This is a genomic window from Paenibacillus sp. GP183 (genome assembly GCF_900104695.1).
Lineage (GTDB): Bacteria > Bacillota > Bacilli > Paenibacillales > NBRC-103111 > Paenibacillus_AI.
In genome coordinates this window covers 4,219,836-4,241,650 of sequence record NZ_FNSW01000001.1, presented here as the reverse complement: position 1 = coordinate 4,241,650, position 21,815 = coordinate 4,219,836, and the positions used below count along the sequence as shown (strand labels likewise).

31 protein-coding genes are annotated in these 21,815 nt (G+C 47.6%); 12 read left to right on the top strand and 19 right to left on the bottom strand.

Annotation, left to right across the window (positions count from 1 at the left end; genetic code table 11):
* Positions 1–57 precede the first annotated feature (57 nt).
* From BLV33_RS20930 to BLV33_RS20910, 5 genes are all read right to left on the bottom strand, one after another.
* On the bottom strand, positions 58–267 hold the full coding sequence (locus tag BLV33_RS20930; protein ID WP_090796309.1) for a YneF family protein: 210 nt from the start codon (positions 265–267) through the stop codon (positions 58–60).
* An 86-nt stretch (positions 268–353) separates the two neighbouring features.
* Positions 354–1,388 (bottom strand): HD-GYP domain-containing protein, encoded by a 1,035-nt coding sequence (locus BLV33_RS20925; protein WP_090796306.1) that lies wholly within the window; start codon positions 1,386–1,388, stop codon positions 354–356.
* A 100-nt stretch (positions 1,389–1,488) separates the two neighbouring features.
* Positions 1,489–2,631, bottom strand: a complete 1,143-nt coding sequence (queG, locus tag BLV33_RS20920) for a tRNA epoxyqueuosine(34) reductase QueG (protein WP_090799101.1) — start codon at positions 2,629–2,631, stop codon at positions 1,489–1,491.
* Positions 2,632–2,700: 69 nt separating this feature from the next.
* Positions 2,701–3,258 (bottom strand): DUF402 domain-containing protein, encoded by a 558-nt coding sequence (locus BLV33_RS20915; protein WP_090796304.1) that lies wholly within the window; start codon positions 3,256–3,258, stop codon positions 2,701–2,703.
* A 133-nt stretch (positions 3,259–3,391) separates the two neighbouring features.
* Positions 3,392–3,823: a GNAT family N-acetyltransferase gene (locus BLV33_RS20910; RefSeq protein ID WP_090796300.1), complete on the bottom strand. Its 432-nt coding sequence runs from the start codon at positions 3,821–3,823 to the stop codon at positions 3,392–3,394.
* Between the two features lie 296 nt (positions 3,824–4,119).
* Here BLV33_RS20910 and BLV33_RS20905 point away from each other — a divergent pair, with 296 nt between their 5' ends.
* The 3 genes from BLV33_RS20905 to BLV33_RS20895 all read left to right on the top strand — a co-directional run bounded on the left by BLV33_RS20905 (position 4,120) and on the right by BLV33_RS20895 (position 6,741).
* Entirely contained in the window at positions 4,120–4,731 is a 612-nt protein-coding gene (locus BLV33_RS20905; RefSeq protein ID WP_090796297.1) for a superoxide dismutase, read from the top strand.
* Positions 4,732–4,913: 182 nt separating this feature from the next.
* Positions 4,914–6,032: an HD-GYP domain-containing protein gene (locus BLV33_RS20900; protein WP_090796293.1), complete on the top strand. Its 1,119-nt coding sequence runs from the start codon at positions 4,914–4,916 to the stop codon at positions 6,030–6,032.
* 25 nt (positions 6,033–6,057) lie between these two features.
* On the top strand, positions 6,058–6,741 hold the full coding sequence (locus BLV33_RS20895; RefSeq protein WP_090796290.1) for a Crp/Fnr family transcriptional regulator: 684 nt from the start codon (positions 6,058–6,060) through the stop codon (positions 6,739–6,741).
* Here the strand turns inward: BLV33_RS20895 and mutY are convergent.
* Entirely contained in the window at positions 6,734–7,861 is a 1,128-nt protein-coding gene (mutY, locus tag BLV33_RS20890) for an A/G-specific adenine glycosylase (protein ID WP_090796286.1), read from the bottom strand. The genes BLV33_RS20895 and mutY overlap by 8 nt on opposite strands.
* Positions 7,862–7,993: 132 nt before the next feature.
* Here mutY and BLV33_RS20885 point away from each other — a divergent pair, with 132 nt between their 5' ends.
* On the top strand, positions 7,994–8,371 hold the full coding sequence (locus tag BLV33_RS20885; protein ID WP_090796282.1) for a c-type cytochrome: 378 nt from the start codon (positions 7,994–7,996) through the stop codon (positions 8,369–8,371).
* Between the two features lie 91 nt (positions 8,372–8,462).
* On the opposite strand, the gene acpS is transcribed toward BLV33_RS20885, so the two are convergent.
* The 9 genes from acpS to BLV33_RS20845 all read right to left on the bottom strand — a co-directional run bounded on the left by acpS (position 8,463) and on the right by BLV33_RS20845 (position 13,190).
* Positions 8,463–8,846, bottom strand: a complete 384-nt coding sequence (gene acpS, locus BLV33_RS20880) for a holo-ACP synthase (protein ID WP_090796279.1) — start codon at positions 8,844–8,846, stop codon at positions 8,463–8,465.
* 19 nt (positions 8,847–8,865) lie between these two features.
* Positions 8,866–9,675, bottom strand: coding sequence for an ammonia-dependent NAD(+) synthetase (gene nadE / locus BLV33_RS20875; RefSeq protein ID WP_090796276.1), 810 nt, complete (start codon positions 9,673–9,675; stop codon positions 8,866–8,868).
* Between the two features lie 137 nt (positions 9,676–9,812).
* The gene (locus BLV33_RS20870; RefSeq protein WP_090796272.1) at positions 9,813–10,250 is read right to left on the bottom strand and encodes a BrxA/BrxB family bacilliredoxin; all 438 of its coding nucleotides are present in this window, start codon (positions 10,248–10,250) and stop codon (positions 9,813–9,815) included.
* A 111-nt stretch (positions 10,251–10,361) separates the two neighbouring features.
* On the bottom strand, positions 10,362–10,742 hold the full coding sequence (locus tag BLV33_RS20865; RefSeq protein WP_090796268.1) for a DUF3905 domain-containing protein: 381 nt from the start codon (positions 10,740–10,742) through the stop codon (positions 10,362–10,364).
* Positions 10,743–10,750: 8 nt separating this feature from the next.
* Positions 10,751–10,885 carry a spore protein gene (locus BLV33_RS29730; RefSeq protein WP_216234803.1) on the bottom strand — a complete coding sequence of 45 codons (135 nt, stop codon included), beginning with the start codon at positions 10,883–10,885 and terminating at the stop codon, positions 10,751–10,753.
* A 142-nt stretch (positions 10,886–11,027) separates the two neighbouring features.
* Positions 11,028–11,714, bottom strand: a complete 687-nt coding sequence (locus BLV33_RS20860) for a PspA/IM30 family protein (protein ID WP_090796264.1) — start codon at positions 11,712–11,714, stop codon at positions 11,028–11,030.
* 3 nt (positions 11,715–11,717) lie between these two features.
* Entirely contained in the window at positions 11,718–12,185 is a 468-nt protein-coding gene (locus BLV33_RS20855; protein WP_090796260.1) for a PspC domain-containing protein, read from the bottom strand.
* 7 nt (positions 12,186–12,192) lie between these two features.
* Entirely contained in the window at positions 12,193–12,852 is a 660-nt protein-coding gene (locus BLV33_RS20850) for a PspA/IM30 family protein (RefSeq protein WP_090796256.1), read from the bottom strand.
* A gap of 47 nt (positions 12,853–12,899) precedes the next feature.
* Positions 12,900–13,190 carry a LiaF transmembrane domain-containing protein gene (locus BLV33_RS20845; protein WP_090796252.1) on the bottom strand — a complete coding sequence of 97 codons (291 nt, stop codon included), beginning with the start codon at positions 13,188–13,190 and terminating at the stop codon, positions 12,900–12,902.
* 577 nt (positions 13,191–13,767) lie between these two features.
* Between BLV33_RS20845 and BLV33_RS20840 the strand changes: the two genes are divergently transcribed.
* Positions 13,768–15,027, top strand: coding sequence for a BaiN/RdsA family NAD(P)/FAD-dependent oxidoreductase (locus tag BLV33_RS20840; protein ID WP_090796248.1), 1,260 nt, complete (start codon positions 13,768–13,770; stop codon positions 15,025–15,027).
* A gap of 2 nt (positions 15,028–15,029) precedes the next feature.
* On the opposite strand, the gene BLV33_RS20835 is transcribed toward BLV33_RS20840, so the two are convergent.
* Positions 15,030–15,782 carry a hypothetical protein gene (locus BLV33_RS20835; protein ID WP_139305789.1) on the bottom strand — a complete coding sequence of 251 codons (753 nt, stop codon included), beginning with the start codon at positions 15,780–15,782 and terminating at the stop codon, positions 15,030–15,032.
* Positions 15,783–15,888: 106 nt separating this feature from the next.
* Positions 15,889–16,305 (bottom strand): hypothetical protein, encoded by a 417-nt coding sequence (locus tag BLV33_RS20825; RefSeq protein WP_090796237.1) that lies wholly within the window; start codon positions 16,303–16,305, stop codon positions 15,889–15,891.
* Positions 16,306–16,495: 190 nt separating this feature from the next.
* Here BLV33_RS20825 and BLV33_RS20820 point away from each other — a divergent pair, with 190 nt between their 5' ends.
* Together BLV33_RS20820 and BLV33_RS20815 are read left to right on the top strand one after the other, a co-directional pair.
* Complete coding sequence (locus BLV33_RS20820) at positions 16,496–17,455, top strand: aldolase catalytic domain-containing protein (protein WP_090796233.1); 960 nt, start codon at positions 16,496–16,498, stop codon at positions 17,453–17,455.
* A gap of 125 nt (positions 17,456–17,580) precedes the next feature.
* Positions 17,581–17,703, top strand: a complete 123-nt coding sequence (locus tag BLV33_RS20815) for a hypothetical protein (RefSeq protein WP_366414828.1) — start codon at positions 17,581–17,583, stop codon at positions 17,701–17,703.
* A gap of 75 nt (positions 17,704–17,778) precedes the next feature.
* On the opposite strand, the gene BLV33_RS20810 is transcribed toward BLV33_RS20815, so the two are convergent.
* Complete coding sequence (locus BLV33_RS20810) at positions 17,779–18,240, bottom strand: hypothetical protein (RefSeq protein WP_090796230.1); 462 nt, start codon at positions 18,238–18,240, stop codon at positions 17,779–17,781.
* Positions 18,241–18,367: 127 nt separating this feature from the next.
* On the opposite strand from BLV33_RS20810, the gene BLV33_RS20805 reads away from it, so the two are divergent.
* The 5 genes from BLV33_RS20805 to BLV33_RS20785 all read left to right on the top strand — a co-directional run bounded on the left by BLV33_RS20805 (position 18,368) and on the right by BLV33_RS20785 (position 20,183).
* On the top strand, positions 18,368–18,595 hold the full coding sequence (locus BLV33_RS20805) for a spore germination protein (RefSeq protein WP_090796226.1): 228 nt from the start codon (positions 18,368–18,370) through the stop codon (positions 18,593–18,595).
* On the top strand, positions 18,592–18,819 hold the full coding sequence (locus BLV33_RS20800) for a spore germination protein GerPB (RefSeq protein ID WP_090796222.1): 228 nt from the start codon (positions 18,592–18,594) through the stop codon (positions 18,817–18,819). Before BLV33_RS20805 ends, BLV33_RS20800 begins: the two co-directional genes overlap by 4 nt.
* 83 nt (positions 18,820–18,902) lie before the next feature.
* Complete coding sequence (gene gerPC / locus BLV33_RS20795; protein WP_090796218.1) at positions 18,903–19,535, top strand: spore germination protein GerPC; 633 nt, start codon at positions 18,903–18,905, stop codon at positions 19,533–19,535.
* On the top strand, positions 19,532–19,711 hold the full coding sequence (locus BLV33_RS20790) for a spore gernimation protein GerPD (protein WP_171909232.1): 180 nt from the start codon (positions 19,532–19,534) through the stop codon (positions 19,709–19,711). The genes gerPC and BLV33_RS20790 overlap by 4 nt, the downstream gene beginning before the upstream one ends.
* Positions 19,712–19,715: 4 nt before the next feature.
* A complete protein-coding gene (locus tag BLV33_RS20785) occupies positions 19,716–20,183 on the top strand; it encodes a spore germination protein GerPE (protein ID WP_090796211.1) in 468 nt (155 codons plus the stop codon).
* Here BLV33_RS20785 and BLV33_RS20780 read toward each other — a convergent pair.
* Positions 20,110–21,777: an S-layer homology domain-containing protein gene (locus tag BLV33_RS20780; protein WP_090796207.1), complete on the bottom strand. Its 1,668-nt coding sequence runs from the start codon at positions 21,775–21,777 to the stop codon at positions 20,110–20,112. The two genes, BLV33_RS20785 and BLV33_RS20780, sit on opposite strands and share 74 nt — an antisense overlap.
* Positions 21,778–21,815: the final 38 nt, after the last annotated feature.

Genomic DNA, 21,815 nt, shown 5'->3' with positions numbered 1-21,815 from the left:
CCCCCTTTTTACAATCAAAAGGCGAAACGGCTTTAGCCGGTTCCGCCTCCATATTTTTTATTTCCATTTTTGATTCTTCATCATGTTTTGCACTTTATTCAGCTGCTGCTTATTCATATTATAGCCCATTTGTTTGGCCATTTTTTGCAGCATTTCCGGATTGTTTTGCATGGCTTCCATTTGTCTTTTCAGATAATAAACTCCGATGAAAAAGCCGCCAACCAAACCAGCGATCAATGTGATAATCGGGATGATATAGCTCCACATTCCGTGCACCCCCTGCTCCTCTTTAAATTAAATTAGATTTTAGCTCTCATCATCATAGCATTTTTGTCAGTCTTAAACAAACACAATCAACTCAATATTTGATCGATAAAAACAGTGGTCAGCTTGGCCAAATCCATCTCTTTGATCGTGATCTCATTGCCCTCTGATTCCTGCTTGACAATTCGAATGATGGGCCTTGCCGGCAGTCCGCGATGTTGTCCAACCACCACACCGATCTCTTTGGTAGACAGCCTAACCGATGTCCCCGTAGGATAAATCGAGATGGTTTTAAGAAATTGAATCAACACTTCATGGTCCAGTTTGGCAGACCCTAACGCCATCATGTGCTCACATGCTTCATGCGGGAGCATTCTTTTGCCGTCGGCGGGATCAAACAGTAAATTATCATACATGTTGGCTACCGCCACAATTTTTGCATATAGATGAATTTGGTCACTAGTCAGTTTGCGAGGCAAGCCTTGACCGTCCATGGTTTCGTGATGCTGGAAGGCCACATGCGCGATCAGCAGGCTGTACTCCCGCTTATTCTTTATGACTTCAAAGCCGCGCCAGGTATGATGCAGCTTAATATCCTTGGACTGGTCATCGGTCAGCAATTCGATCTTGCCGATATCGTGAAATAAAGCTCCAATGGCCAATTCCTTCAGCTGTACCGGAGACAAGTTCAAATTGATGCCAATCATCACCGACATCATGCAAACATTGGTCGCATGTACATACATTTCATTATCCTTGGTTCGAATATCCGACAACTGAACAAGGACATCTTTGTTTTTCATCACATCATCGAGCAATTGATCAATGCTGATGCTGACCGTTCTTGTATTGAAATCCTTGCCGGAACGGATAGATTCAAATGTGTTGCCCATTTGCTGCATGACATTACGTTTCGTCTCTTCCGACAGGACATCCTCGATGATCACATCTTCCAAATAGGGGTCCTTGATATAAAGCATAGTGACCCCAATTCTCTTAAGCGTGTTAATCATATATACAGTTAACTGCACACCCTCCGACAGGAGAATCGCTCCGTTGCTTGAGAAGATCGTTCTTCCCAGGTATTGTCCTGGCTCAATATTTTCTACATTCGTATATTTCATAACGTTCACTCCAGGCAGGGTGTAGTATTTGTTGGTTACTTGATTTTTCTTATTACAGTCATATTCGAGTATCGTAAAGGAAGTCCTGCTTATTTTGATCTCAAACGTGATTACTTTCCAAAATTAAGCTTGCTTTGGCCAGCTCTTCCAGGACGATAGCTTGTTGCTCAGACAGCTGAGCGTCATGCAAAGCTTCTATCGCTTCTTCCCCGCCGATCCTGCCCATTGCCCAAGCTGCGGTCGCCCTGATTTCAGGGCGCGGGTCTTGCTTCAGCAAGTCCGATAATACAGGCACAGCTGATCGGTCTTTGAAATTGCCTAAAGCAATGATCGCGTTGCGCTGAATCGGTTTTTTGCCTCTCCAGGATGAAGCGCTGCTGCCGTACTGTTCTTTAAATTCCTTGTTACCCATGGAGAGCAATGGAATCAGCAGCGGTTTGACCTTTTCGGGGTCGGGCTGCAGCTCCGGCTGGTGGGTCCAGTTCAGCCCTTTATTTTTCGGGCAAACCACCTGACAGGTGTCGCAGCCGTAAAGTCGATTGCCGATTTTGCGCATTAGCTCATCTTCCACAACACCTTTGGTTTGTGTAACAAAGGAGATGCAGCGGCTTGAATTGAGCTGTCCCGGTCCAACTAAAGCTCCGGTAGGACATGTATCGATACACAGTGTGCAGTCTCCACATTGATCGGTGCTGGCCTTATCGGGCGGAAAAGGTATGTTCGTTATCATCTCTCCCAAATAAACCCACGAGCCCCATTCAGGTGTAATGACAGCACAATTCTTGCCTACCCAGCCGATTCCAGCTCTCTCCGCAACCGCTCTGTCGGCCAAGGCTCCGGTATCCACCATCGATTGCATTCGCGCATCGGGGACACGCTCCGCGATAAAGGCTTCCAGCTTGGTCAAGCGATCCTGCAGTACATGATGATAATCCACGCCCCAGGCAGAACGGGAAAGGATACCGCGATAGGCGCCCGGCTCGGAACGGGGCGGGTCCTGCAGCTTGGATGGATAAGCAATAGCAATGGAAATCAGGGACTGCGGCTCCGCCAAGCTGCGATCCGGATACACCCGCTTATCGATATCCGGCTCCTCAAAACCGGATTCATAGCCCTTTGCCCGATGATTCAAAAGCACCTGCTTCAGCTCCAAAAAAGGGTCCGCAGCAGCGAAGCCCACTTTATCAATACCCAAATCCGGGGCAGCCTCCAGAATTTCTTGCTTTAACCTTTGCCATTCCATAGGTTTGCTGTCATTAAGGCTGAATGTCAATTGATTCACCTCACCTTCACGAGTCCTTAACAGCATTAATCAGCTTGAACTGTCGTCTCTTAGCTTCTCCCACAGCTCATAATATCTCAATACCTGCATATCCTGAAAGGGAGACTTGCCTTTATTCACACGCTCCAAAAGCAGGTCCATTCCATGCATAACCTTCTTTTCAACTAAAGGAGAATAGCGATAGCTTGTTTTATGGCGCTCATACTCTTCTTGATCCACAACGTGAGTGCTTCCATCCGGATAAAGAATCACATCCAGATCGTAGTCGATATATGTGATAACATCCTTTGCCAAATAAGGCGGAGATGCAATATTGCAATAATAACGAATACCGGTATCTTCAAGCAGGGCAACAATATTAAACCATTGATTCGGCATAAAAAAAGAAACTCCGGGAATTCGGCTCATCCATTCCTTGCCATCCGCTTCACGAATTTTGGTTTGACTGTTGATTAGCACTATCATCGATTCGTTCTTATGATCGGGGTGCAGCTGTTCCTCTGGAATTCGCCAATTTTCCAACCACATCCGATGAAGATGCCCGTCATGCTTGAAGCTTTTGATAATATACTGTGAAAAATTTTCCAAATGGTCAGGCACCTCAATCTCACTTGCGAATACAATCAAGCTGATAATAATAGAAAAGCATATCTCTACCCCAATTGCAATTGCAAGTGCGGAAAAAGATATGCCAAAAGCCCTATTTAATGGTAGTCAGAATTTAACTGCTGACTTTTTTTATAATACTCAGACGATGAGCCGCTCTCGAAAAGTCAGAGGAACGGTAACCTGCAGATTCATAAATGGGAAGCATAATCTCATTATGAACATCCACGGTAACCATTATTTTGTTCACTTTTCGCTGCAAAAACCGTTGCTTCATGGCTTCAATCATAGCTCTTCCTATACCTTTACGCTGGTGCCGCTCAGCAACGGCTATTCTGTAATAGTATCCGTTGTTATGATCAATGGTGCCTATAATAATGCCAACGATCTGCTCATCATCTTCCGCGATCAATACCAGTTCAGTGTCCCAGGACAACTGACGCGCGAAAGCTTCCATGGTGTCTTCATAACAGGTTTCTGTTAATACTTCCTGCAAGAGCTTCGTAACCGATGGGGTATCGGCAAGTTGAAATGAACGAACGTGCATGTGACTCTCTCCCATAAGCTTTATTTTTTAGGTAACTTTTTAAATACGACAAAAAAACACGATATCCTGCTAAAAATGTGTGAAAACTCACGAAAAACTCCATGTTTTTTTGTTTTTCTCTTGGAAGCGCTTAATCTAAAGCGTTTTCAAGATAAAAACATATATTTATGTTATCTTCTTCCATTTTCAAGCTTTACGAAAGCCCAACATACTTAATATACATAGATGTTGATTTTCTATAAAATATAGGTCATAATAAATATTGTTGAAACTAAATTTTGGGAGGTATTTTGCAAATGGCACATCAATTACCACCGTTACCGTATCCGAACAACGCACTCGAGCCTCATATCGACGAAACTACAATGATGATTCACCACGACCGCCATCACAATGCTTATGTGACGAACCTGAATGCAGCGCTTGACAAGCATGCTGAGCTGCATGATAAATCCTTAACGGGTCTTATAAGCAACCTGAATGATGTACCTGAAGATATTCGTACCGCAGTTCGCAATAATGGCGGCGGCCACGCTAACCATTCCTTCTTCTGGGAAACTATCGGACCGAACGCAGGCGGAGCTCCATCCGGAGCTCTTGCAGCGGCTATCGACAGCGAGCTAGGCGGCTTTGATAAGTTCAAAGAGACATTTGCGGCGGCTGGAGCAACTCGTTTCGGTTCTGGCTGGGCATGGCTGGTAAAAGGTAAAGACGGCAAACTGAAGGTTTACAGCCTTCCTAACCAAGACAGCCCAATCATGGAAGGTGATACTCCGCTTCTTGGCCTTGACGTATGGGAGCATGCATACTATTTGAAATATCAAAACAAACGCCCTGATTACATTGCCGCATTCTGGAATGTAGTAAACTGGACTGAGGTTGGCAAGCGTTTCAACGCTGCGAAATAAGATTCTTGTGAATCAGACGACCTGCGGGTCGTCTTTTTTGTAGCTTAAGACTTATATCATTCGACAAAATATAGTTCAAATTTATCATTTTCTGTTACTTTCGACACAGATTTTATTACCCGGATGTGAAATAATAGTTTCTTGGGGTATATTTGATATTTCGATAGAAGCAGGTGATGGATATGCGAATATTACCAACCAGGATGTGCCAACCCGGTATGCGTCTTGCGAAACCGATCTTTACAGAGGAAGGCCATGTCCTTGTAGGCCATCAGGTTGAACTCACAAACAGTATGCTCAGCAAACTCAGTCAATTGGGCGTTAATTACTTATACATTGAAGATTCGCGTACCGAAGATATTCTTATCGAGGATCCCATCCATGATCAAACCAGATCGTTGCTGCGTACATCACTGGGGCAAATCTTTGAGCGATTTGGGGCCACTGCCGGAATCTCCTCCAACGCTCAGGCCTCCGATTCCATGGGCAGGCTCTTCCAGGAAGGGATGTCACGCGTCATCGATGACTTTAACGGCCACAAGAATGAGGCTGTCATGCTAGCCGCCATCAATCTGGCCGCACCAAACAATATGGAGAAGCATTTTAGCCAGAACGCGATCAATGTTTGTATTGTTGCCACAAAGCTGGCGATCCAGGAAGGGAGCTTTACACGCGATGATCTGATGACCATCGGGATGGGCGCCTTGCTGCATGATGTGGGAAATGTCCAAATTCCCAAACAAATCCTGGAGAAAAATGCGCCATTAACTTCCAATGAGTTTATGGAAGTTCAAAAGCATGCTGAATATGGCTTCCAATTACTGAGGGATACATTTGGAGTTCCCTTGGTAGCGGCCCACTGCGCGCTGCAGCATCATGAACGGATGAATGGAAGCGGCTACCCTTTTGGATTAGTCGGAGAGCAGATACATCCATATGCCAGATGGATCGGCATGCTTGATTCCTACGACGCCATGATTCATCCTCGTTCTTATCGTAATGCGATGACTCCAAGTCATGCTTTGGAAGTTCTTTACGGAAACGCAGGAACATTGTACGATATAAATATGGTCAAACTGTTCCGTAATAACGTCGCGATTTTCCCTTTAGGCTTATCTGTCACATTAAGCACAGGTGAGAAAGGCATTGTTTCTCGTATTAATCCAAGCAGTATGCAGCGTCCTGTGGTCCGAGTTCTAAGGGATGCCGCGGGCTTGGAGTTAAGGAGTCCTTACGAGATCGATTTATCGCGCACATTAAACATAATCATCAATGAGGTGGGAGAGCAGTTATTGGTTTGAAGCTGGCCGAAAAGAGATGATACCCATGAAAACAATCGCTCAACTATTGCAGCAAGTCCCCATTTTTCAAGTGCTCACGGAAGAGGAGCTGCTTGAGCTCGCCCCCCTTTTCACAGAGAAAAAACATAAAAAGGGGAAGATTCTTTTTCTTGAAGGAGATCCAGGAGATGAATTCTATTTAATCAAATCCGGAGTGGTCAAAATATATCGAATCGACGACTCGAAGGAAATTATCCTTTCCCTGTTTAGGGACGGTGATTTTTTCGGTGAAATGTCTCTCATCAACGAGAGTCTTACTCGTTCCGCCACAGTGGAAACACTGGAAGCAACCACCCTGTATTCATTAAAGCGCTCCGTATTTATTCAGTTTATGGAGAAAAGCCCCAAGCTTATCATAAAACTGCTTGAAGCTACCATGGAACGTCTGCGTAAAGCCAATGAACAAATATTCGATCTTACTTTTCTGGATGTTCGCTCTCGAATCGTGAAAGCCATAATGAGGCTGTCATTGGAGTATGGCAATGCTACGGAAGAAGGCATTCTGATCGATATGAAGCTTACGCATCAACAGCTTGCGAACTTGGTCGGAACTGTTCGTGAATCGGTCACGAAGGTATTGCTGGAGCTGCAAATGGAACGAATGATTGAAATCCGACAGAAACGGATTATTTTGAAAAACCAGGATGCCCTGAAAGATGAGCTTATTTAGTTTTGCTGCTAACCACAACCCCCTGCATGATCCTCGCAAACACATTAGGAAACGCATAATCGCCCATCTCTTCAGTCCCGATAAAACGATAATGAAATGGCATCCAAAATTCCTTATCATCATTGCGGTTTTCTTCGCCCAGTCGACATAGGTACACCTTCATGTTCCAATGAATATGGCTAAAAGTATGCTCTATATCCATCATCCACTCCCTTGGAGATACAACCATCCCTGCTTCCTGCAATATCAAATCGCGCAAGACCTGCATATTCTCTGCATTATCCAACCCGTCGGCATGCTTCAGCTCGACATGAGGCAGCTCCCACATACGAGCCAGCAATCCTTCTTGTGGACGCTGACGCACCAGCCATTTGCCTGCGTCCTTGCCAGTGCCTTCGATAAAAGCGGCAATTCTTAGCTCCGGACGCGGAGGCTTGGCTTTCTTCTTGACTGGCAGAGTTTCAGCCATTCCTTCTTCGCGAGCCGAGCAATGAGCCATAACCGGGCAGGTCAGGCAATAAGGTGAACGCGGGCTGCAGACGGTTGCTCCAAGCTCCATCAAAGCTTGATTAAATTCACTCGCGGTTCCTTCCAAAATCAATTCCCTGGCTAATCCTTCCATGTACACTCTGGTGCTCGGTTTCATGATATCTTCTTCAATCAGAAAAAAACGTGAAAGCACTCGCATCACATTTCCATCCACTGCAGGCTCAGGTTTATTGTAAGCAATACTTAGAATTGCACCTGAGGTATAGGGGCCGACCCCTTTTAATGAGGAAATTTCGTTCTTCTCGCTTGGCACTTGACCGCCGTACCGTTCGTGAACCTCCCTAACCGCGCTTTGCAGATTTCGCGCACGCGAATAGTAACCGAGGCCTTCCCAGGCTTTGAGCACATGATCTTCAGGAGCCTCGGCCAAAGCCTGAACCGTTGGAAATTGTTCAATAAACCGATGGAAATAAGGGATAACCGTGTCGACGCGAGTTTGCTGCAGCATGACTTCAGAAATCCAGATATGATATGGGTTTTTACTTCTGCGCCAAGGCAGGTCCCGTTTATGAAGGCTGTACCAATTTAATAATTCATGGGAAAAATACTGTTTTTTCTCTTCACTGTACATAAGTCACCTCCCTAACATTAATTATATTAAAAGCAGGGTTAAGAAGAAATCTTGGATTTGTAATTAACGCCATAAATAAGCTATCCTGTTAATATTCAAAAGTGAGATGAACTATTCAGGGAGGTTAGCTTGATGTTCAAGCATACATGGCTGCTCGGTGCAGCTTGCTTTGTCATTATAAGCCTTACAGCTTGCGGAACGACTAAAAATACGCCGAATCCGGAAAACGCAGGACCATCTACGGCTGCATCTTTGGCACCAAGCTCGGACAGCAAGTACGTAAAAGCCGAGGAGTTGTTTAAAAAAACCAACTGCATCAGCTGCCATGGTGTGGATCTTTCAGGCCGCGTTGGTCCTAAAACCAACCTGCAAAAAATTGGTGCTGCCTATACACCCGAGCAAATTGCCAATCAAATTCGCGGCGGCGGAGGCGGCATGCCAGGCTATGAACACAAGCTGACAGCAGACGAAATTCAGCTGCTTACGGATTGGCTCAGCTCGAAGAAATGAGCCTGATTCAAACATAAAGCCGTTATTTCTACTGGGTCTGCAGAAATAACGGCTTTGATTATAGCATCCGTTTTCTTACATGCCAGGCTGCTTAAGCCCGCTCTACTATCACGTAAGCGGATGCCATAGCTTCCGTATGCGTGATGCTGAGATGGATGCGAATACTGCCATGTCCTGCACGTTCCAGGGCTTCTGCCGGAATACTGCATTCGGGCTTGCCCAGCTCATTCGGCAGTACTTCCACATCTTGAAAGCCAACCTGCTTGCCGATGCCGCAGCCGAGCGCTTTGACGACAGCTTCCTTGGCGGCGAACCGTCCGGCGGCAAATTCCGCCAGCCTTCCCTTCCGTTTCAAAGCGAGCTCTCGCTCCTTTGGCGTCAAAATTCGTTCCAAAAATCGCGTTCCCGTCGACTGCTCCAGCACTCTGCGCATCCTGGCGATTTCCACCAAATCCGTGCCGATTCCAACGATCATGGGATCATCGCCATCCTTTCTAAATCCCCGGAATGGCATTACGTTTATGCTCGGTTTTCAAATATTGCTTTTCCAATTTATCCTTTATGGCCTGATCAATTTGTTTGCCTTCCAGATAGTCACTGTTGTCATTATACTTGATGCCGAGCTCGTCTTCATCCGTCTGGCCCTCCCACAAGCCTGCGGTCGGTGCCTTATTCAGCACGCTTTGCGGAACACCCAATGTGGCTGCCAGTATTCGCACCTGCCTCTTGTTGAGTGAGCTCAGAGGTGTGATATCTACGGCCCCGTCGCCGTACTTGGTGAAGAAGCCTGTTATTGCTTCTGAAGCATGATCGGTACCGACAACCAGCAAATTCAGCTCAAACGCCAGCGCATACTGCATAATCATACGTGTGCGTGCCTTGATGTTCCCCTTGCCGCCGCGGCTGACATGCTGATGAACGCCTATCGTTTTCAAGCCATATTCGACTTCCAGCGCTATTTCACCGACAGCCTCTTCAATATTCGTTTCAATTTGATATTTCAAATCAAAGGCTCTGGCTACTGCATAGCTGTCCTCAATATCGGACTGCTCCCCATGAGGCTGAAAAACACCAACGGTTTTGTACTCGCTGCCGGTTTCAACCGTTAGCTCGTCGGTCGCTTTTTTGCAAAGCCCGGCTGTCACTGCACTGTCAATGCCGCCGCTGATGGCGATTAATAATCCGCGCGTACCGGATTTTTTCACATATTCCTTAAGAAAGTCTGTCCGTTTGCGAATTTCTGTATCGATATCAATCTCCGGCTGAACACCTAATTTAGCAATGATGTCCTGCTGTAAGCTCATAGTCGTCTCCACCTTCTCATAAGTTCTTTATTCTCTAAACCTAGTATAGACTTTGGAGCCATAGAATTCAAAGGCCTAAAACAAAAATCCCCCCTTGCATTACTGCAAGGGGGTCATCGATATTTTTGGAATAAAGCTTATTTGCAATAATGCTCAAAAGCACCGACTAAATCAGCTGCGATCATATCGGCTGAGCGATCTTCGATTTGGTGACGTTGGATGAAATGCGCCAGTTCACCGTTTTTGAATAAAGCGATAGAAGGCGAAGACGGCGGGTATGGCGCCAAGTATTCACGCGCTTTCGCGGTTGCTTCCTTCTCTTGCCCGGCAAATACCGTAAACAGGTTATCCGGCTTTACATCGTTCTTCAAGGCTTTGGCTACACCTGGTCTGCATTGTCCGGCTGCACATCCGCAAACGGAATTAATAACCAGCAGCGTAGTACCGTCCTTAGAGCTCTCAAGTGCTTGCTCCACCTGCTCGGGTGTTAAAAGTTCATTAATTCCGAGGCGTGTTAAATCTTCACGCATCGGTTGAACCATATCCTTCATGTATGCATCAAAAGACATTGCCATCACATTCACTCCTCAAAACTTAAAATGGATATACAAAACGCTCCGTATACTCATATTATACATTTGTTAGCAGTGAAAGCAAAGCGCAAATAAGGTGAAATGGCCGCAAGTTCACGTCTCTGTTTCTTCATCGGGGTCCCTCTGTCCCACCTTATATTCATAAGCGACATCTTTGTCCGGATGCATGAATATACCGCTTTGCGGCGGGATCGCCTTTTCAAAGTAATCACGATTTTCTGCGGTATGAAACCCGATATCTTTATAAGGATGCACCCATTCATCACCTGCCATGATTGAAGGATCCGTATTCTTGTTCCACCGCATTAACGGGGAATTGGGTGATTCGTAATCATGATCGCCTATCAGTACACCATGCTGGTTAATAAAAGGCTGCCTGGGTCCACGGTTATGTTCAAATTGGGGAAGAAAGTTGATCTCGAATGGATCCGGTTCCGGAGCCTCCGATTTTTGAGTATGATCGGATTCTTTCATAAGCCCTCCTACTCCGCAGGACGATTGGGTCCATCCAGCTTTTTATCGATACTGCCATCTCCGTTGGTATCACGGATTGCATCCGGTTTAGCTTTGTCGTCCCGCTTCTGTTTGGCATTAGTCACAGTTTCGAGTTTAGTCATTTTGTCCATCTCCTTTTGCTTGTAGTATGTGTAAGAATTGGGGATAACATTCTAGACAGATTGACAGTTGAATGAGCCTATCCACAACAAAACGCTTCAGCAGCCTTTCGGCTTCTGAAGCGTTTTGTTGTGGAAATAGTACTTACTCGGCTGTGCTGCCGTTTAATTTGCTTTTAAGACGCTCGAGCTGCTCATCCACTTTCGCTTGCCTTGCAGTATCCACTGGTGCATAGCTATTGATCGATCCGGCTGGCACGTAAGGCTTGCGGACGATCTCGGCTTCTACTTCAAGCTGTACGATTTTCTCTTCCATGCGATGAAAACCGCGGGAAGCGTTGCCGCTCTCGATCACACCGGAATAAGTCACTTGCGCCATTTGTTTCTTGGCTTTTGCCAATTGTGCGCGAGACACCAGCTCATTGCGCTTGTTACGCATTTTGTAGAATTCGTCCTTCATTTCATGAAGCTGTGCGGTCAACTCATCGGCTTGCGCTTTCGAGCTTACATGCATATCTGTGTACTCGGCAATCTTTTCTTCATAGTACAATTTCTCTTCCAAAGCTTGGCGTGCTGCGCCTTCCTGGCCGTTTTTCAAAGCTGCGGCAGCCTTGGCTTCCCGATCTGAGACCAGGCGAACGGATTCTTCAAGACGCTGTTTTACTTTACGCTCATTTGCAATTTGTCTGGCTACCGTTACTTCAGCTTGAGCAATTTCTTCCTCCATGTCGCGAAGGTATTGGTTCAGCATCAAAATCGGATCTTCTACTTTGTCGAGCACCTCATGAATCGATGCCTTTGTCATATCTTTCAATCTAGTAAATACTCCCATGGTTTACACGTCTCCTTTGTTATTGTCCTTATTTTTTTCGTACTGAGCGACTTTGGCTCTTAAATCATCAATTTCCTTTTGCAGGGCTTTCTTTTCAATATCCTTCATCATTTCATCAATATGGCTCGTCTTTGCAGATTGGTAGCTGCTGCTGCTTGAATGGCCCGCGCCGTTACCGGCTCCATAAGAGGAGCCTTTGTCCCCGTAGGATTTATGCGAATTCCAGCTGCTTGAATAGCTATCGTGCCCATATGATCCAGAGAAAGGATCATATGGCGGGAACAAGCCAGGCTCCTTCGGGATCACAATGCTTGCTATGAAGTAAAGCAGGATCACTGTTCCTCCCGAGAAGAACGTCGTTACCACAACCAGTAAACGAAGCAGTGTTGCATCTATGTTCAGCGTTTCCGCCAAGCCGCCGCAAAGACCGGTTAGTTTCTTATCTCTTCTTGAGCGGTATAGTTTGCCCATAATCGTGTTATCCCTCCTTATTCAGCCTGCTGCGCAGCAGCTCAAGCTCAGCATCCACAGCCGGGTTGCCGGCCGGATAGTAGCTTTCGCGGCTCATGCGCCTTACATCTCGCAGCGATCTTGCCTGCATTTCCATATCTGATACATTCTCCTCGATGCGGTTAAAAATTCGCGGCGTCGAGTGCTGGTCGATCCCGCTCAGTCGAGTGTTCATTCTCTGCTGCAAACGGGCCGATTCCATTCTGGCCAGATAATAGCTGCGTTTATCGGCAACTTCCTTGTAATCCGCTTTGAGCTGCTGCAATTGTTCATCCAGATCGAGGATGGATTGCTTCGCTTGCTCGTAAAGCTCACGGTATTGCTCGCTCTTCTCTTCGGCCTGCAGCTTTTCCTGAAGCACGATGCGGGCCATTTGTTCTTCACCGGCTTTTAGGGCGAGAACGGCTTGCTGCTCTCTTTTTTCCTTTGTTTCCAGTGCCGTCAAGTACTGCTGCCGAAGTGCTGCGGCGTGGCTGACACATTGCTGGTACAACCGTTCCGACTGTTGAAGCTGCTCTCTCTGCGCTATTAGATACTGGTCGATCAAACGGACCGGATCTTCCGATCGTTCCAACCGCTCGTTGATGGTCGCCGCGGTTATGTCTCTCATTCGCCTCATCAGGCTCATTTTTCATACCACCTTTTCTTTACTGCACATTGTTTTAAGTTTGATGATCAGGCTTGAGGCCTTCTTTTCAACATCGACAATCCATAAAGGATAAGCCCGATCGCGAGAACGATAACCAGCCATCCTGCCAGTTTGCCCAGCAAAATGACCCCGCCGATCCCGGCAATGATCCAGCCGAACTTGCTGCCTCTCTTGATTCCCAAGTATCCCAATGCCACCATCGCGATGGGAACGAGGTAACCCATGATCGGACCCACCAGGTGAATCCCGAACTTATTCAAGATGATCAAGGCACCCAAGGCGATAAGCAGTAGAGGGAGGAAAAGTTTATTATTCATTTATTGCGTCACCGCCTTTCCTGTGGAGAAGTATGTGATCGTTTGTTCCATGTCTTTATTTTAGGTTATAGGATGTTTTTTCAAAACGGACCGTGGACGGTTTTTCAACCTGGACCTAAGGCGGGGTTAGGGTCAGACCTCAGGCAATACAAGAGTTGGATTTTACGGAAATTGGCTTTACAATGGAGGGAAAGCTGCTGAAGGGGATACAACGAGAGGGTAAGCTAAAGAAGTGGATAAATCGGAAGGTTAAGCCACGGAGATGGACAAGGATAAACGGCTGCACCGTCCTAAATGACGAGCGCGTTTATCAAGGTTGACGAGATAAGTTTAGCAATCGCCAGCTGCGCGAGATGTAAAACCTGCATCTAATTTTCGTAGACTCTTGTTTTACTGGGTACTGAGTTGTAAAACATACATTTGTTTGTAGGAAAACAAGCTGTTTTGGGGAAAATGGACATATTTAAATGTAGGTTTTGCTGTTACTCTGCTGATGTAAATTTAATTCTTGTTTTTAGATGTATGTATTACATTTAAATAAACAACAGAATCTGAATAAAAGAGGAATATTCCAAACATGAAGGTTGACGTTATCGTTATAGGCGGGGGTCCATCCGGGCTGATGGCCTGCGTGGCAGCAGCGGAGCATGGCGCCAAGGTGATCTTGATCGACAAAGGGGACAAGCTGGGGCGAAAGCTCGGCATCTCCGGAGGCGGCCGGTGCAATGTGACCAACGCCAAGGAAATCGAAGAATTGATTGAGCATATTCCGGGAAACGGGAGATTCCTGCACAGCGCGCTGGATACGTTCAGCAATCGCGATATCGTGGCCTTCTTCGAGGGCATGGGCATCGCTTTAAAGGAGGAAGACCGGGGACGTATGTTCCCCGTTTCCGATAAAGCGAAGACCGTCGTAGACGCACTCGTCGGGAAGGTGCGCTCACTCGGAGTGGACATTCGAGTGAATAGTCCTGTAGCGGAGCTGCTGTTCGAGGGAGGCTCCGTCAGCGGCGTTAAGCTGCGGTCGGGAGAGACCCTGCACAGCAGCGCTGTGGTCGTGGCTTCAGGCGGCAAATCCGTGCCGCATACGGGCTCAACCGGTGATGGATACCCTTGGGCGGAAGCCGCGGGACACACCATCACCGAGCTGTACCCAACCGAGGTGCCGCTCACCTCGGACGAGCCTTTCGTGCGCAGCCGTGAGCTGCAGGGACTGTCCCTGCGCGGGATCACGCTCACGGTCTGGAGCCCGCAGGGCAAGAAGATCATCAAGCACGAAGGTGATTTGATCTTCACGCACTTCGGGCTCTCCGGCCCGGCCGTGCTGCGCTGCTCGCAGTTCGTGGTGAAGCAGCGCAAGAAGTTCTCGGTCCGTGACATCGTGCTGACCATCGATGTCTTTCCCGAGCGCAGCGCGGATGAGATGCGGAGCGAACTGCTGCAGCTGGCCGCGAATGAGCCGAATAAAGCGCTCAAGAATGTGCTGAAAGGCACGATTCAAGAGCGCTTATTGAGCTTGCTTTTGCAAAAGGCCGGTCTGGCCGAGGATCTAACCTACCATCACATACCGAAGCTGCCGTGGCTTGAATTCATCAAGCTGCTTAAGGCATTTCCCGTTACTGTAAACGGTACGCTTTCTATTGAAGAAGCTTTCGTCACAGGGGGCGGGGTGAATCTCAATGAGATCGACCCGCGGACGATGCAATCTAAACTCATGGCTGGATTGTTTTTCTGTGGAGAAATCCTCGATGTTCACGGATACACAGGCGGCTATAACATCACGGCTGCTTTCACGACTGGATACACAGCCGGAAAAAATGCCGCCTGCATTGAATGAATCTATATAGTCCATTGATCGTGAACGACTGCCACAAGGAACCAGTCCGCTCCGCTGTTCTCGTAAACCAAGCGTAAGCTGGACCAATCCTGGCCCCCGAGCTTTTTGTCAAATCCCTCAAAATGAAACTCCACTGTAATAAATTTGTCCTTTGGATATACGGTGAACAGGTTATTGGTCGTCGTGCTTTTGCCTATAATTTTGTTGTAGCCGATCTTGGGCGCTTTGGCGAAATCATGGTCGTAAACGAATTTTTGAAAATAATCTGCGAACGTAAGCTCAATCGGGCTGCCGGAACCGTCCTGCTCTCCCCACTTGATCTTCTTGGTATCCTTCCACAAGGCTGCCAGCTCTGATGCTTTCACACGTACATCTTTGCTTGTGTCAACGTAGGCGTACGGAGAGAATTGAACCCCTTTGGCTGGATCCACGAGCTTGGCTAACTTTGCCATATCTTTTTGCATCATGGCATCGGTAGTTTCTTTGATGCGTTTCTCAATCACTGACTTTGCCTCTTCTTCACTGGAAAAAGAGGATGGAGACACCGTCGGCTTTTCCTCCAGTTTCCCGGGAGATGTGAATGGCGCAGGCGCAGCGCTTGCGGTTGATCCTGCCAATGGGGTTGGAGCTGCGGCTGCTCCTGCTGCCGGATGTCCATTCAATGCTGGGTTGGCTGCATTGTTTGACTGCCCCGAACAAGCTATTAATGAAATCATCGTCACCACCGATATCAAAAGCACTGCCAGCTGACGCATTACTTATTCCCCCATTTCTCCTCTTGCTTACCTTTTTTGACGAACAAATGAATGCAAAGGTTTCAGCATATATTGGAAGAATCGGTGAGGGTCACCCAATGGGCAGCTACAATCGGATTCCCGGCCTAAAGTGGTCATAGTCGTCAGTGGATGGGTCGAAGGCGGCTTCTTCCTCAGTTGGAATCGCGTCTGCCGTAAGATAGTCGGACTGGCTCGCATAATCATCGGTCCAATCCTCATTGACCACATGAGCGGGAATGCGTATCGAGCCCTCCAGATCATAGGCCATGGCAAAGACTTCCGTTTCCGCGGAGGAGCCGTTTTTTTCCACAAGCTTGCCGCTATGTGCTTGGCAAATCTCCAAAGCAGAAGTCAAATCTTGGTGGTCAACATGGATATGCAGGGTCGGCTTTATACAATGAGTCAAAAGGCTGGGCGAATATCCCAGCTCCTCCAGCGTGTCCAATGCAAGCAAAGCATCACGCTCTTGATCAAATTCAAAGAAAATCGGCGTCGGGATCATCTTGTAGGCTCCTCTCCATAATGGAAATATGCATTTCGAGTAATATTCTATATTTCATATCATCTGCAATTCATAATTGTTCCATTCAGCCAAGTCGCTTGTGCAACCATTCATTGACAAGGTCCCTGCTCATAAGTGATAATATTACAAAACTTAGCATGATTTTTTGCAATCGAAAGGGGTACATTGGATGAAACAGCATCAACACAAAATTGTGGATTGTACGATTCGGGACGGCGGCTTGGTGAACGATTGGGATTTTAGCGTGAAATTCGTCGAGGACATGTATCGAGGCTTAAGCGGAGCCGGTGTAGAATATATGGAAATTGGCTATAAAAATTCGGCAAAATTGCTCAAAGGCGGCAATTCCGGACCTTGGCGCTTTTTAAATGAAGAATTCATGCGTGAGGTCATTACCCAAAAAACCGATACCAAGCTGTCCGCTTTGGTGGATATCGGCCGTGTGGACGAGAATGATATTCTTCCCCGCGAGCAGAGCTTATTGGATTTGATTCGTGTAGCTTGCTACGTAAAGGATCTTGATAAAGGCCTTGATCTGGTGCAAAAATTTCATGATATGGGCTATGAGACGTCTTTAAATATTATGGCTCTCTCGCACGTTATGGAAAATGAACTGCTTGAGTCTTTTGAAGAAATCAATAAAAGTCCGGTAGATATGGTGTATATTGTTGATTCCTACGGAAGTATGGATTTCAAAGATGTTGATTATCTGGTAACGAAATTCCAGCGCCAGCTGCCAGAGAAGGAGCTTGGAATTCATATGCATAATAATATGCAGCTGGCTTTCGCGAACACACTGACTGGTGCAAATAAAGGAGTAACCTACCTGGATGCTTCCGTTTACGGTATGGGACGTGCGGCTGGAAACTGTCCCACGGAATTGTTGGTAAGTTATTTGAAAAACCCGCGTTATGAAGTGCGTCCAATCCTGGAAATCATCCAGAATCATATGATCCAAATGCGCGAGAAATGGGAATGGGGTTATTTGATCCCTTACATGATCGTCGGCTCGCTGGATGAACATCCACGTGTGGCTATGGCCCATCTGAACAGCCCCGAGAAAGGTCAATTCGTAGATTTTTATGATAAATTGACATCTCCTGAAACGGTGCAAGACAGTAAAGAGTAATTTTATTCGAAGAGCACCCCATTACCCTTTTTAGGGAAATGGGGTGCTTTTTACTTTCTGCGGCGTATGCAGAGGATGTGCAAAAGAAACTATATAGATAGGAAGCGCGCAGGAGTGGAGCGAGCATGAGTCGAATTTTACTGGTTGAAGACGAGGACAGAATCGCCAGAGTGCTGCTCCTAGAGCTCGTACATGATGGTTATGAGATTAAAATCGCCAAGGACGGACGGTTATTCCTCGGGAAATAATACGTTATGTATCGGTAAATTCAAATCTGAGAACAGAAGAACCTTTGGAAGCCGTCCGAAGGTTCTTCTTCTTGTTTAGAAACGAATAAAGGCTTCATGATAGCTTTCTTTCCTGCCGCGCTTACGGATTTGAATTTGGAGAGTGGACGATTTGTAGCTAGCTCTGGCCGTTCGCGGGGCTACCAGGGTGGGTAGCTTGATGAATTTAGTTCCCCCTTTTAGAAATCCTGTCAGCTTCACCTGATTGGATTTGACAAACACTTGCAATGCCCGGGGATTCTCCTCATTATGAAGCTTCACCTGCACAATCACGTGGTCATGCGTTTCAAAAACATCGAATTGCGAGTTTTCCAAAGCGCCGGAGATCGTTCCTCTATCGATCTTTGGCATCGCTTTTTTCAATACATCCTGTACATAGTTTTCTACCCAATCCATATTATCCAGCAACGAATGCCCCTTTTCCAGCAAAGGAAGCTTCTGCTTGAATAATTTCTCAAAATGTTCCCATTTCCATGGTTGGGGATCCATCTCGCTCATGCATACCACCTCATTTGCTTCAGTATATGTTCCCTCGCTTTGGTGTGACACCTTGCGAGTGACACCTCTGGGCGAATACCGTCATACTATGAAGCGAAAGAGTAACCATCGCAAGGGAGTCAGGACTATGCCCGCTATCGTAGGACAACTAAAAATACTCAATATCGGCACCGGCTCCATCGTCCAAATCGGGGACTCGCTTATTTTGTCTCCAAGCAGCTCATCCAAAACATTCGCTGGGGCAGGCTCCTTCAATACGGGAGATTTTCCACGAGTGCTAAATTCGGTAAGCTCGACGAACACGAATGATTCAGATCTGGTAGAAGCAAACGCAAGCAAGGTGGGAGCCATATGAACTGGACGATCCATCAAACCATTTGCATTGGGCATTTGAGGGTAAATTCCGTCACCAATTCCTCCGTTTTGCAGATCGGCAGCGCCGGGATGATTTCTTCTTTATCCAATTTGTATAATACGGGGGGTTTTACAGGACCTGCGCCTCAGCTGGGACAACAAATTCAAAGTGAAACTAATCCAATCTCACTCGTCCCGTTGCCTCCTGTAAACAGAGTGGTCTGATCTTATCCTGAAACATCAACATGATGGAAATGGCATGACATACTGATGATCCCCATTTGGAAAATGCAAGGAGGTGCCCGCGAGTGCTGCAAAATGGGATGTCCTGCCCGCAGATGTTTCAGCAAATATATGCGCATCTGAACTGGCAAACTCAGCGAATAGAAAAGCTGGAACAGCAAGTAACAAGACTGCAAGCCGATTTGGATGCAATGAAAGAGACCATCCAAGGGCAAAAGCAGTTTCATATTGATAAAATCGAATATAAATTTGATCAATTGAAGATAGAACGTCTTGATGGCAGTCTCTCCATCGGAGTTAATCCAGGGACCTTCGACGATGTCGAAGACTTCTCTGTAAATGGAGCCGCTGTCGGAGCCAAAGCCATGCAAGGCAACCCAGTGTCCATGATGCAGCAATGCATTTCGGGAAGCATTCACGATTATTTAAGACATGGAGCCAAAGAGGAACTTCGCACGACGGCCGGCAAGCTTCAATATCCATTGGATGAGAGCTATGAGGAGCTTATTCTGGAGGACATCCGAGGCCAGGTTGAGTCTAGAATTGAGCATTATATCAAGCAGTATCGCAGCGCCGGTTTCAAGGATAATCTGGATTCAACCCAAGAAAACATCATCCAGCAAACGAAACGGGATATTCAAACCGCCATTGAAGCCTACATCTCCCAATTATCCAACAAGGAAGGTGAATCATCTTGATTTTTCATGTCGAAAATAAACAAATCAGTGTAGGCGATGTTAGTATCATCGGGGTCGCCAGTGCCTCCGTGTTTCTTATTGGAGATACGGAAGAAATCATTTTATCCTCGATGTTCGATACCCCTCCGGAATCGGTAATCGTAGGTCCGCTCCTTCCACTGCCGGCTGAAAGGTAAATCTATGAAAAGAATTTCTATAGCAGGCTGCATGATAGTAGACGGTCTCACCAGCTCGATCCTGCAAGTTGGAGACAATGCTGTCATCCAGGCCAAAAACCGTGTCTTTGCCGTACAGCGGGAAATTGCACAGTTTTGGGGTGATGAAGGCAGCTTTGAAGTTTATCCGATCTTCAATCGGCCCATTCCACTGCCCCCAAAGACCGGTGCTGTCGCAATGTCTGTGGATAACTTAGGCTCTGTGATCAAAGTAGGAAAGATCCGTCTGTTAGCCCTATCCGCGTCCGCTGTTTTTCAAGTTGGCAGCAATTGCATCCTTGAGGCAGAATCCCGAGTGTTGAACATTCGGCATTATATCAGACCTGTTGACGGTGTGGGCGAGGCTGGTTTAGAGGCCATCAGCCTGCAGGCCGAACAGACGCCACCAGCGGCACAGCTCGCGTCAGCAGCGCCGCCATCTGGGCGCGGGTGATCGCCGCGCCCGGGCCAAACGTGCCGTCGGCGAAGCCGTCGACGAGGCCCCGCGCGCTGAGCGCGGCGATTGGCCCGTACGACCAGCTTCCGGCCGGCACGTCCGGGTAAGACAGCTTCGCCCCGCCAGCCGCGGGCGAAGTCAGGCCCAGGGCGCGGGACAGCAGCGCGCAGAGCTGCTCCCGCGTCATGGGCGCGTCTGGCGCGAAGTGCACATCGCTGATCCCCTGGATCAGCCCGTGCTGCTGCGCCACCGCGATATCGTGCCAAGCCCAATGGCTGGGCGGCACGTCCGTGAATGAGACGGGCGCAGCGCCCGTCTCGCCGGCAAAGCCGAGGACGCGGACGAGAATCGCCGCGGCTTCGGCCCGGGTGAGCGCTGCGTCCGGCGCGAACCGGTCGGGGGCGGTGCCGAGCATCCAGCCCCGGCTGGCCACGGCGAGCACCGAGGGCTCCGCCCAGTGGCTCTGGACGTCGGCGAAGCGGAAGCCGTCCAGCCACAGGCTGTAGTAGCTCCAGGTGTCGGGAGTCTCCTGATTGAGGCTCCAGCTGCCACTGCCTTTCAAGCCGTAGGCCTGAACCAGACTGAGCTTGGCTTTGATCGACTGCTCATTCTCATACCAAACCGTGTAGCTTCCCGCGGGCAGCTTCTGCCCGGACAAGGAGGTTGAGGCATCACCCGGATGGATGGTAAACGTCCCTACAGGTGATTGCGCCCCAGCGTCGTACCGAATAGTACCACTATATTTCGCGATCAATTGCTCTGCGGATTGATTCGAAATCCCGGCACCATTCGAGCTCGCCTGGCCATTCCAATAGCGCCCATAGAAAGGGATACCCAGCACCAGCTTAGCTGCTGGAATCTGTGTAAGCGCGTATTCAATAGAAGCCTTCACAAAGGGAAGGCTCGCTACAGGACCTGGTGTAGGATCACCGGGGTAGCTTTCATCGTAAGCCATCAGCAGCAAGTAATCACTTACCGCTGCTAATGCGGGAAGATCATAGGCGGAGGTCCAGCCTGTTGTCACTTTATCGGGATTAGCAGGAATCGCCACCGACACTTCTGCCGAAGCAGGCAGCTTCGAGCGCAGCAGTCGCACAAGATTCGTATAGGCTGCCCGCTCCGTATCAGGCACATTCTCAATATTCACATGTACGCCATCCAGCTTATAATCACTTACAGCTTTGGCAAGTTGAGTAGATAAAGCTTCCGCATTATGCAAAGCCATGGTCCCGATCCCACGATCCCATTCATTGCCGAGAAAGGGCACAACCTTAATGCCTCTCTTGTGCATCTCCACAACAAAAGCCACTTCTATACTGCTGGACAGCTTCAAATTACCGTCAGCAGACAAGTTAAAATAGCTCGGCGAAACCACATTCAGCGAGCCCTTTGTTCGATCTACCTGAGTGATATAAGACTGGGGACTACCCAGAAAAATATACGACATATTAAATTTACCCGAAGAATCTGCATGAACGAGCTGACCTTGCCCGGATGCAACAAAAAAAACCGTAGCCAGGCAGACAAGCAGCAGCTTTTTAAGCCAAATTTTTGTTGTACTTATCTCAGAAACTTTTTTCATATCTATCATTAATGCTCATCCTTTGCCGTTTGATCTCGAAGTCAACT

Coding starts and splice junctions, on each gene's coding strand:
- nadE (WP_090796276.1), bottom strand. CDS start 9,675: ATGAGCTTACAGCAGGACATCATTGCTAAATTAGGTGTTCAGCCGGAG.
- BLV33_RS20860 (WP_090796264.1), bottom strand. CDS start 11,714: ATGGGAGTATTTACTAGATTGAAAGATATGACAAAGGCATCGATTCAT.
- BLV33_RS20905 (WP_090796297.1), top strand. CDS start 4,120: ATGGCACATCAATTACCACCGTTACCGTATCCGAACAACGCACTCGAG.
- BLV33_RS20895 (WP_090796290.1), top strand. CDS start 6,058: ATGAAAACAATCGCTCAACTATTGCAGCAAGTCCCCATTTTTCAAGTG.
- BLV33_RS20825 (WP_090796237.1), bottom strand. CDS start 16,305: ATGATCCCGACGCCGATTTTCTTTGAATTTGATCAAGAGCGTGATGCT.
- BLV33_RS20930 (WP_090796309.1), bottom strand. CDS start 267: ATGTGGAGCTATATCATCCCGATTATCACATTGATCGCTGGTTTGGTT.
- acpS (WP_090796279.1), bottom strand. CDS start 8,846: ATGATCGTTGGAATCGGCACGGATTTGGTGGAAATCGCCAGGATGCGC.
- BLV33_RS20785 (WP_090796211.1), top strand. CDS start 19,716: ATGAAAAGAATTTCTATAGCAGGCTGCATGATAGTAGACGGTCTCACC.
- BLV33_RS20835 (WP_139305789.1), bottom strand. CDS start 15,782: ATGCGTCAGCTGGCAGTGCTTTTGATATCGGTGGTGACGATGATTTCA.
- BLV33_RS29730 (WP_216234803.1), bottom strand. CDS start 10,885: ATGACTAAACTCGAAACTGTGACTAATGCCAAACAGAAGCGGGACGAC.
- BLV33_RS20910 (WP_090796300.1), bottom strand. CDS start 3,823: ATGCACGTTCGTTCATTTCAACTTGCCGATACCCCATCGGTTACGAAG.
- BLV33_RS20840 (WP_090796248.1), top strand. CDS start 13,768: ATGAAGGTTGACGTTATCGTTATAGGCGGGGGTCCATCCGGGCTGATG.
- BLV33_RS20850 (WP_090796256.1), bottom strand. CDS start 12,852: ATGAGCCTGATGAGGCGAATGAGAGACATAACCGCGGCGACCATCAAC.
- BLV33_RS20845 (WP_090796252.1), bottom strand. CDS start 13,190: ATGAATAATAAACTTTTCCTCCCTCTACTGCTTATCGCCTTGGGTGCC.
- BLV33_RS20805 (WP_090796226.1), top strand. CDS start 18,368: ATGCCCGCTATCGTAGGACAACTAAAAATACTCAATATCGGCACCGGC.
- BLV33_RS20820 (WP_090796233.1), top strand. CDS start 16,496: ATGAAACAGCATCAACACAAAATTGTGGATTGTACGATTCGGGACGGC.
- mutY (WP_090796286.1), bottom strand. CDS start 7,861: ATGTACAGTGAAGAGAAAAAACAGTATTTTTCCCATGAATTATTAAAT.
- BLV33_RS20865 (WP_090796268.1), bottom strand. CDS start 10,742: ATGAAAGAATCCGATCATACTCAAAAATCGGAGGCTCCGGAACCGGAT.
- BLV33_RS20810 (WP_090796230.1), bottom strand. CDS start 18,240: ATGAGCGAGATGGATCCCCAACCATGGAAATGGGAACATTTTGAGAAA.
- queG (WP_090799101.1), bottom strand. CDS start 2,631: ATGGAATGGCAAAGGTTAAAGCAAGAAATTCTGGAGGCTGCCCCGGAT.
- BLV33_RS20815 (WP_366414828.1), top strand. CDS start 17,581: ATGAGTCGAATTTTACTGGTTGAAGACGAGGACAGAATCGCCAGAGTG.
- BLV33_RS20925 (WP_090796306.1), bottom strand. CDS start 1,388: ATGAAATATACGAATGTAGAAAATATTGAGCCAGGACAATACCTGGGA.
- BLV33_RS20800 (WP_090796222.1), top strand. CDS start 18,592: ATGAACTGGACGATCCATCAAACCATTTGCATTGGGCATTTGAGGGTA.
- BLV33_RS20855 (WP_090796260.1), bottom strand. CDS start 12,185: ATGGGCAAACTATACCGCTCAAGAAGAGATAAGAAACTAACCGGTCTT.
- BLV33_RS20780 (WP_090796207.1), bottom strand. CDS start 21,777: ATGATAGATATGAAAAAAGTTTCTGAGATAAGTACAACAAAAATTTGG.
- BLV33_RS20900 (WP_090796293.1), top strand. CDS start 4,914: ATGCGAATATTACCAACCAGGATGTGCCAACCCGGTATGCGTCTTGCG.
- BLV33_RS20885 (WP_090796282.1), top strand. CDS start 7,994: ATGTTCAAGCATACATGGCTGCTCGGTGCAGCTTGCTTTGTCATTATA.
- BLV33_RS20870 (WP_090796272.1), bottom strand. CDS start 10,250: ATGGCAATGTCTTTTGATGCATACATGAAGGATATGGTTCAACCGATG.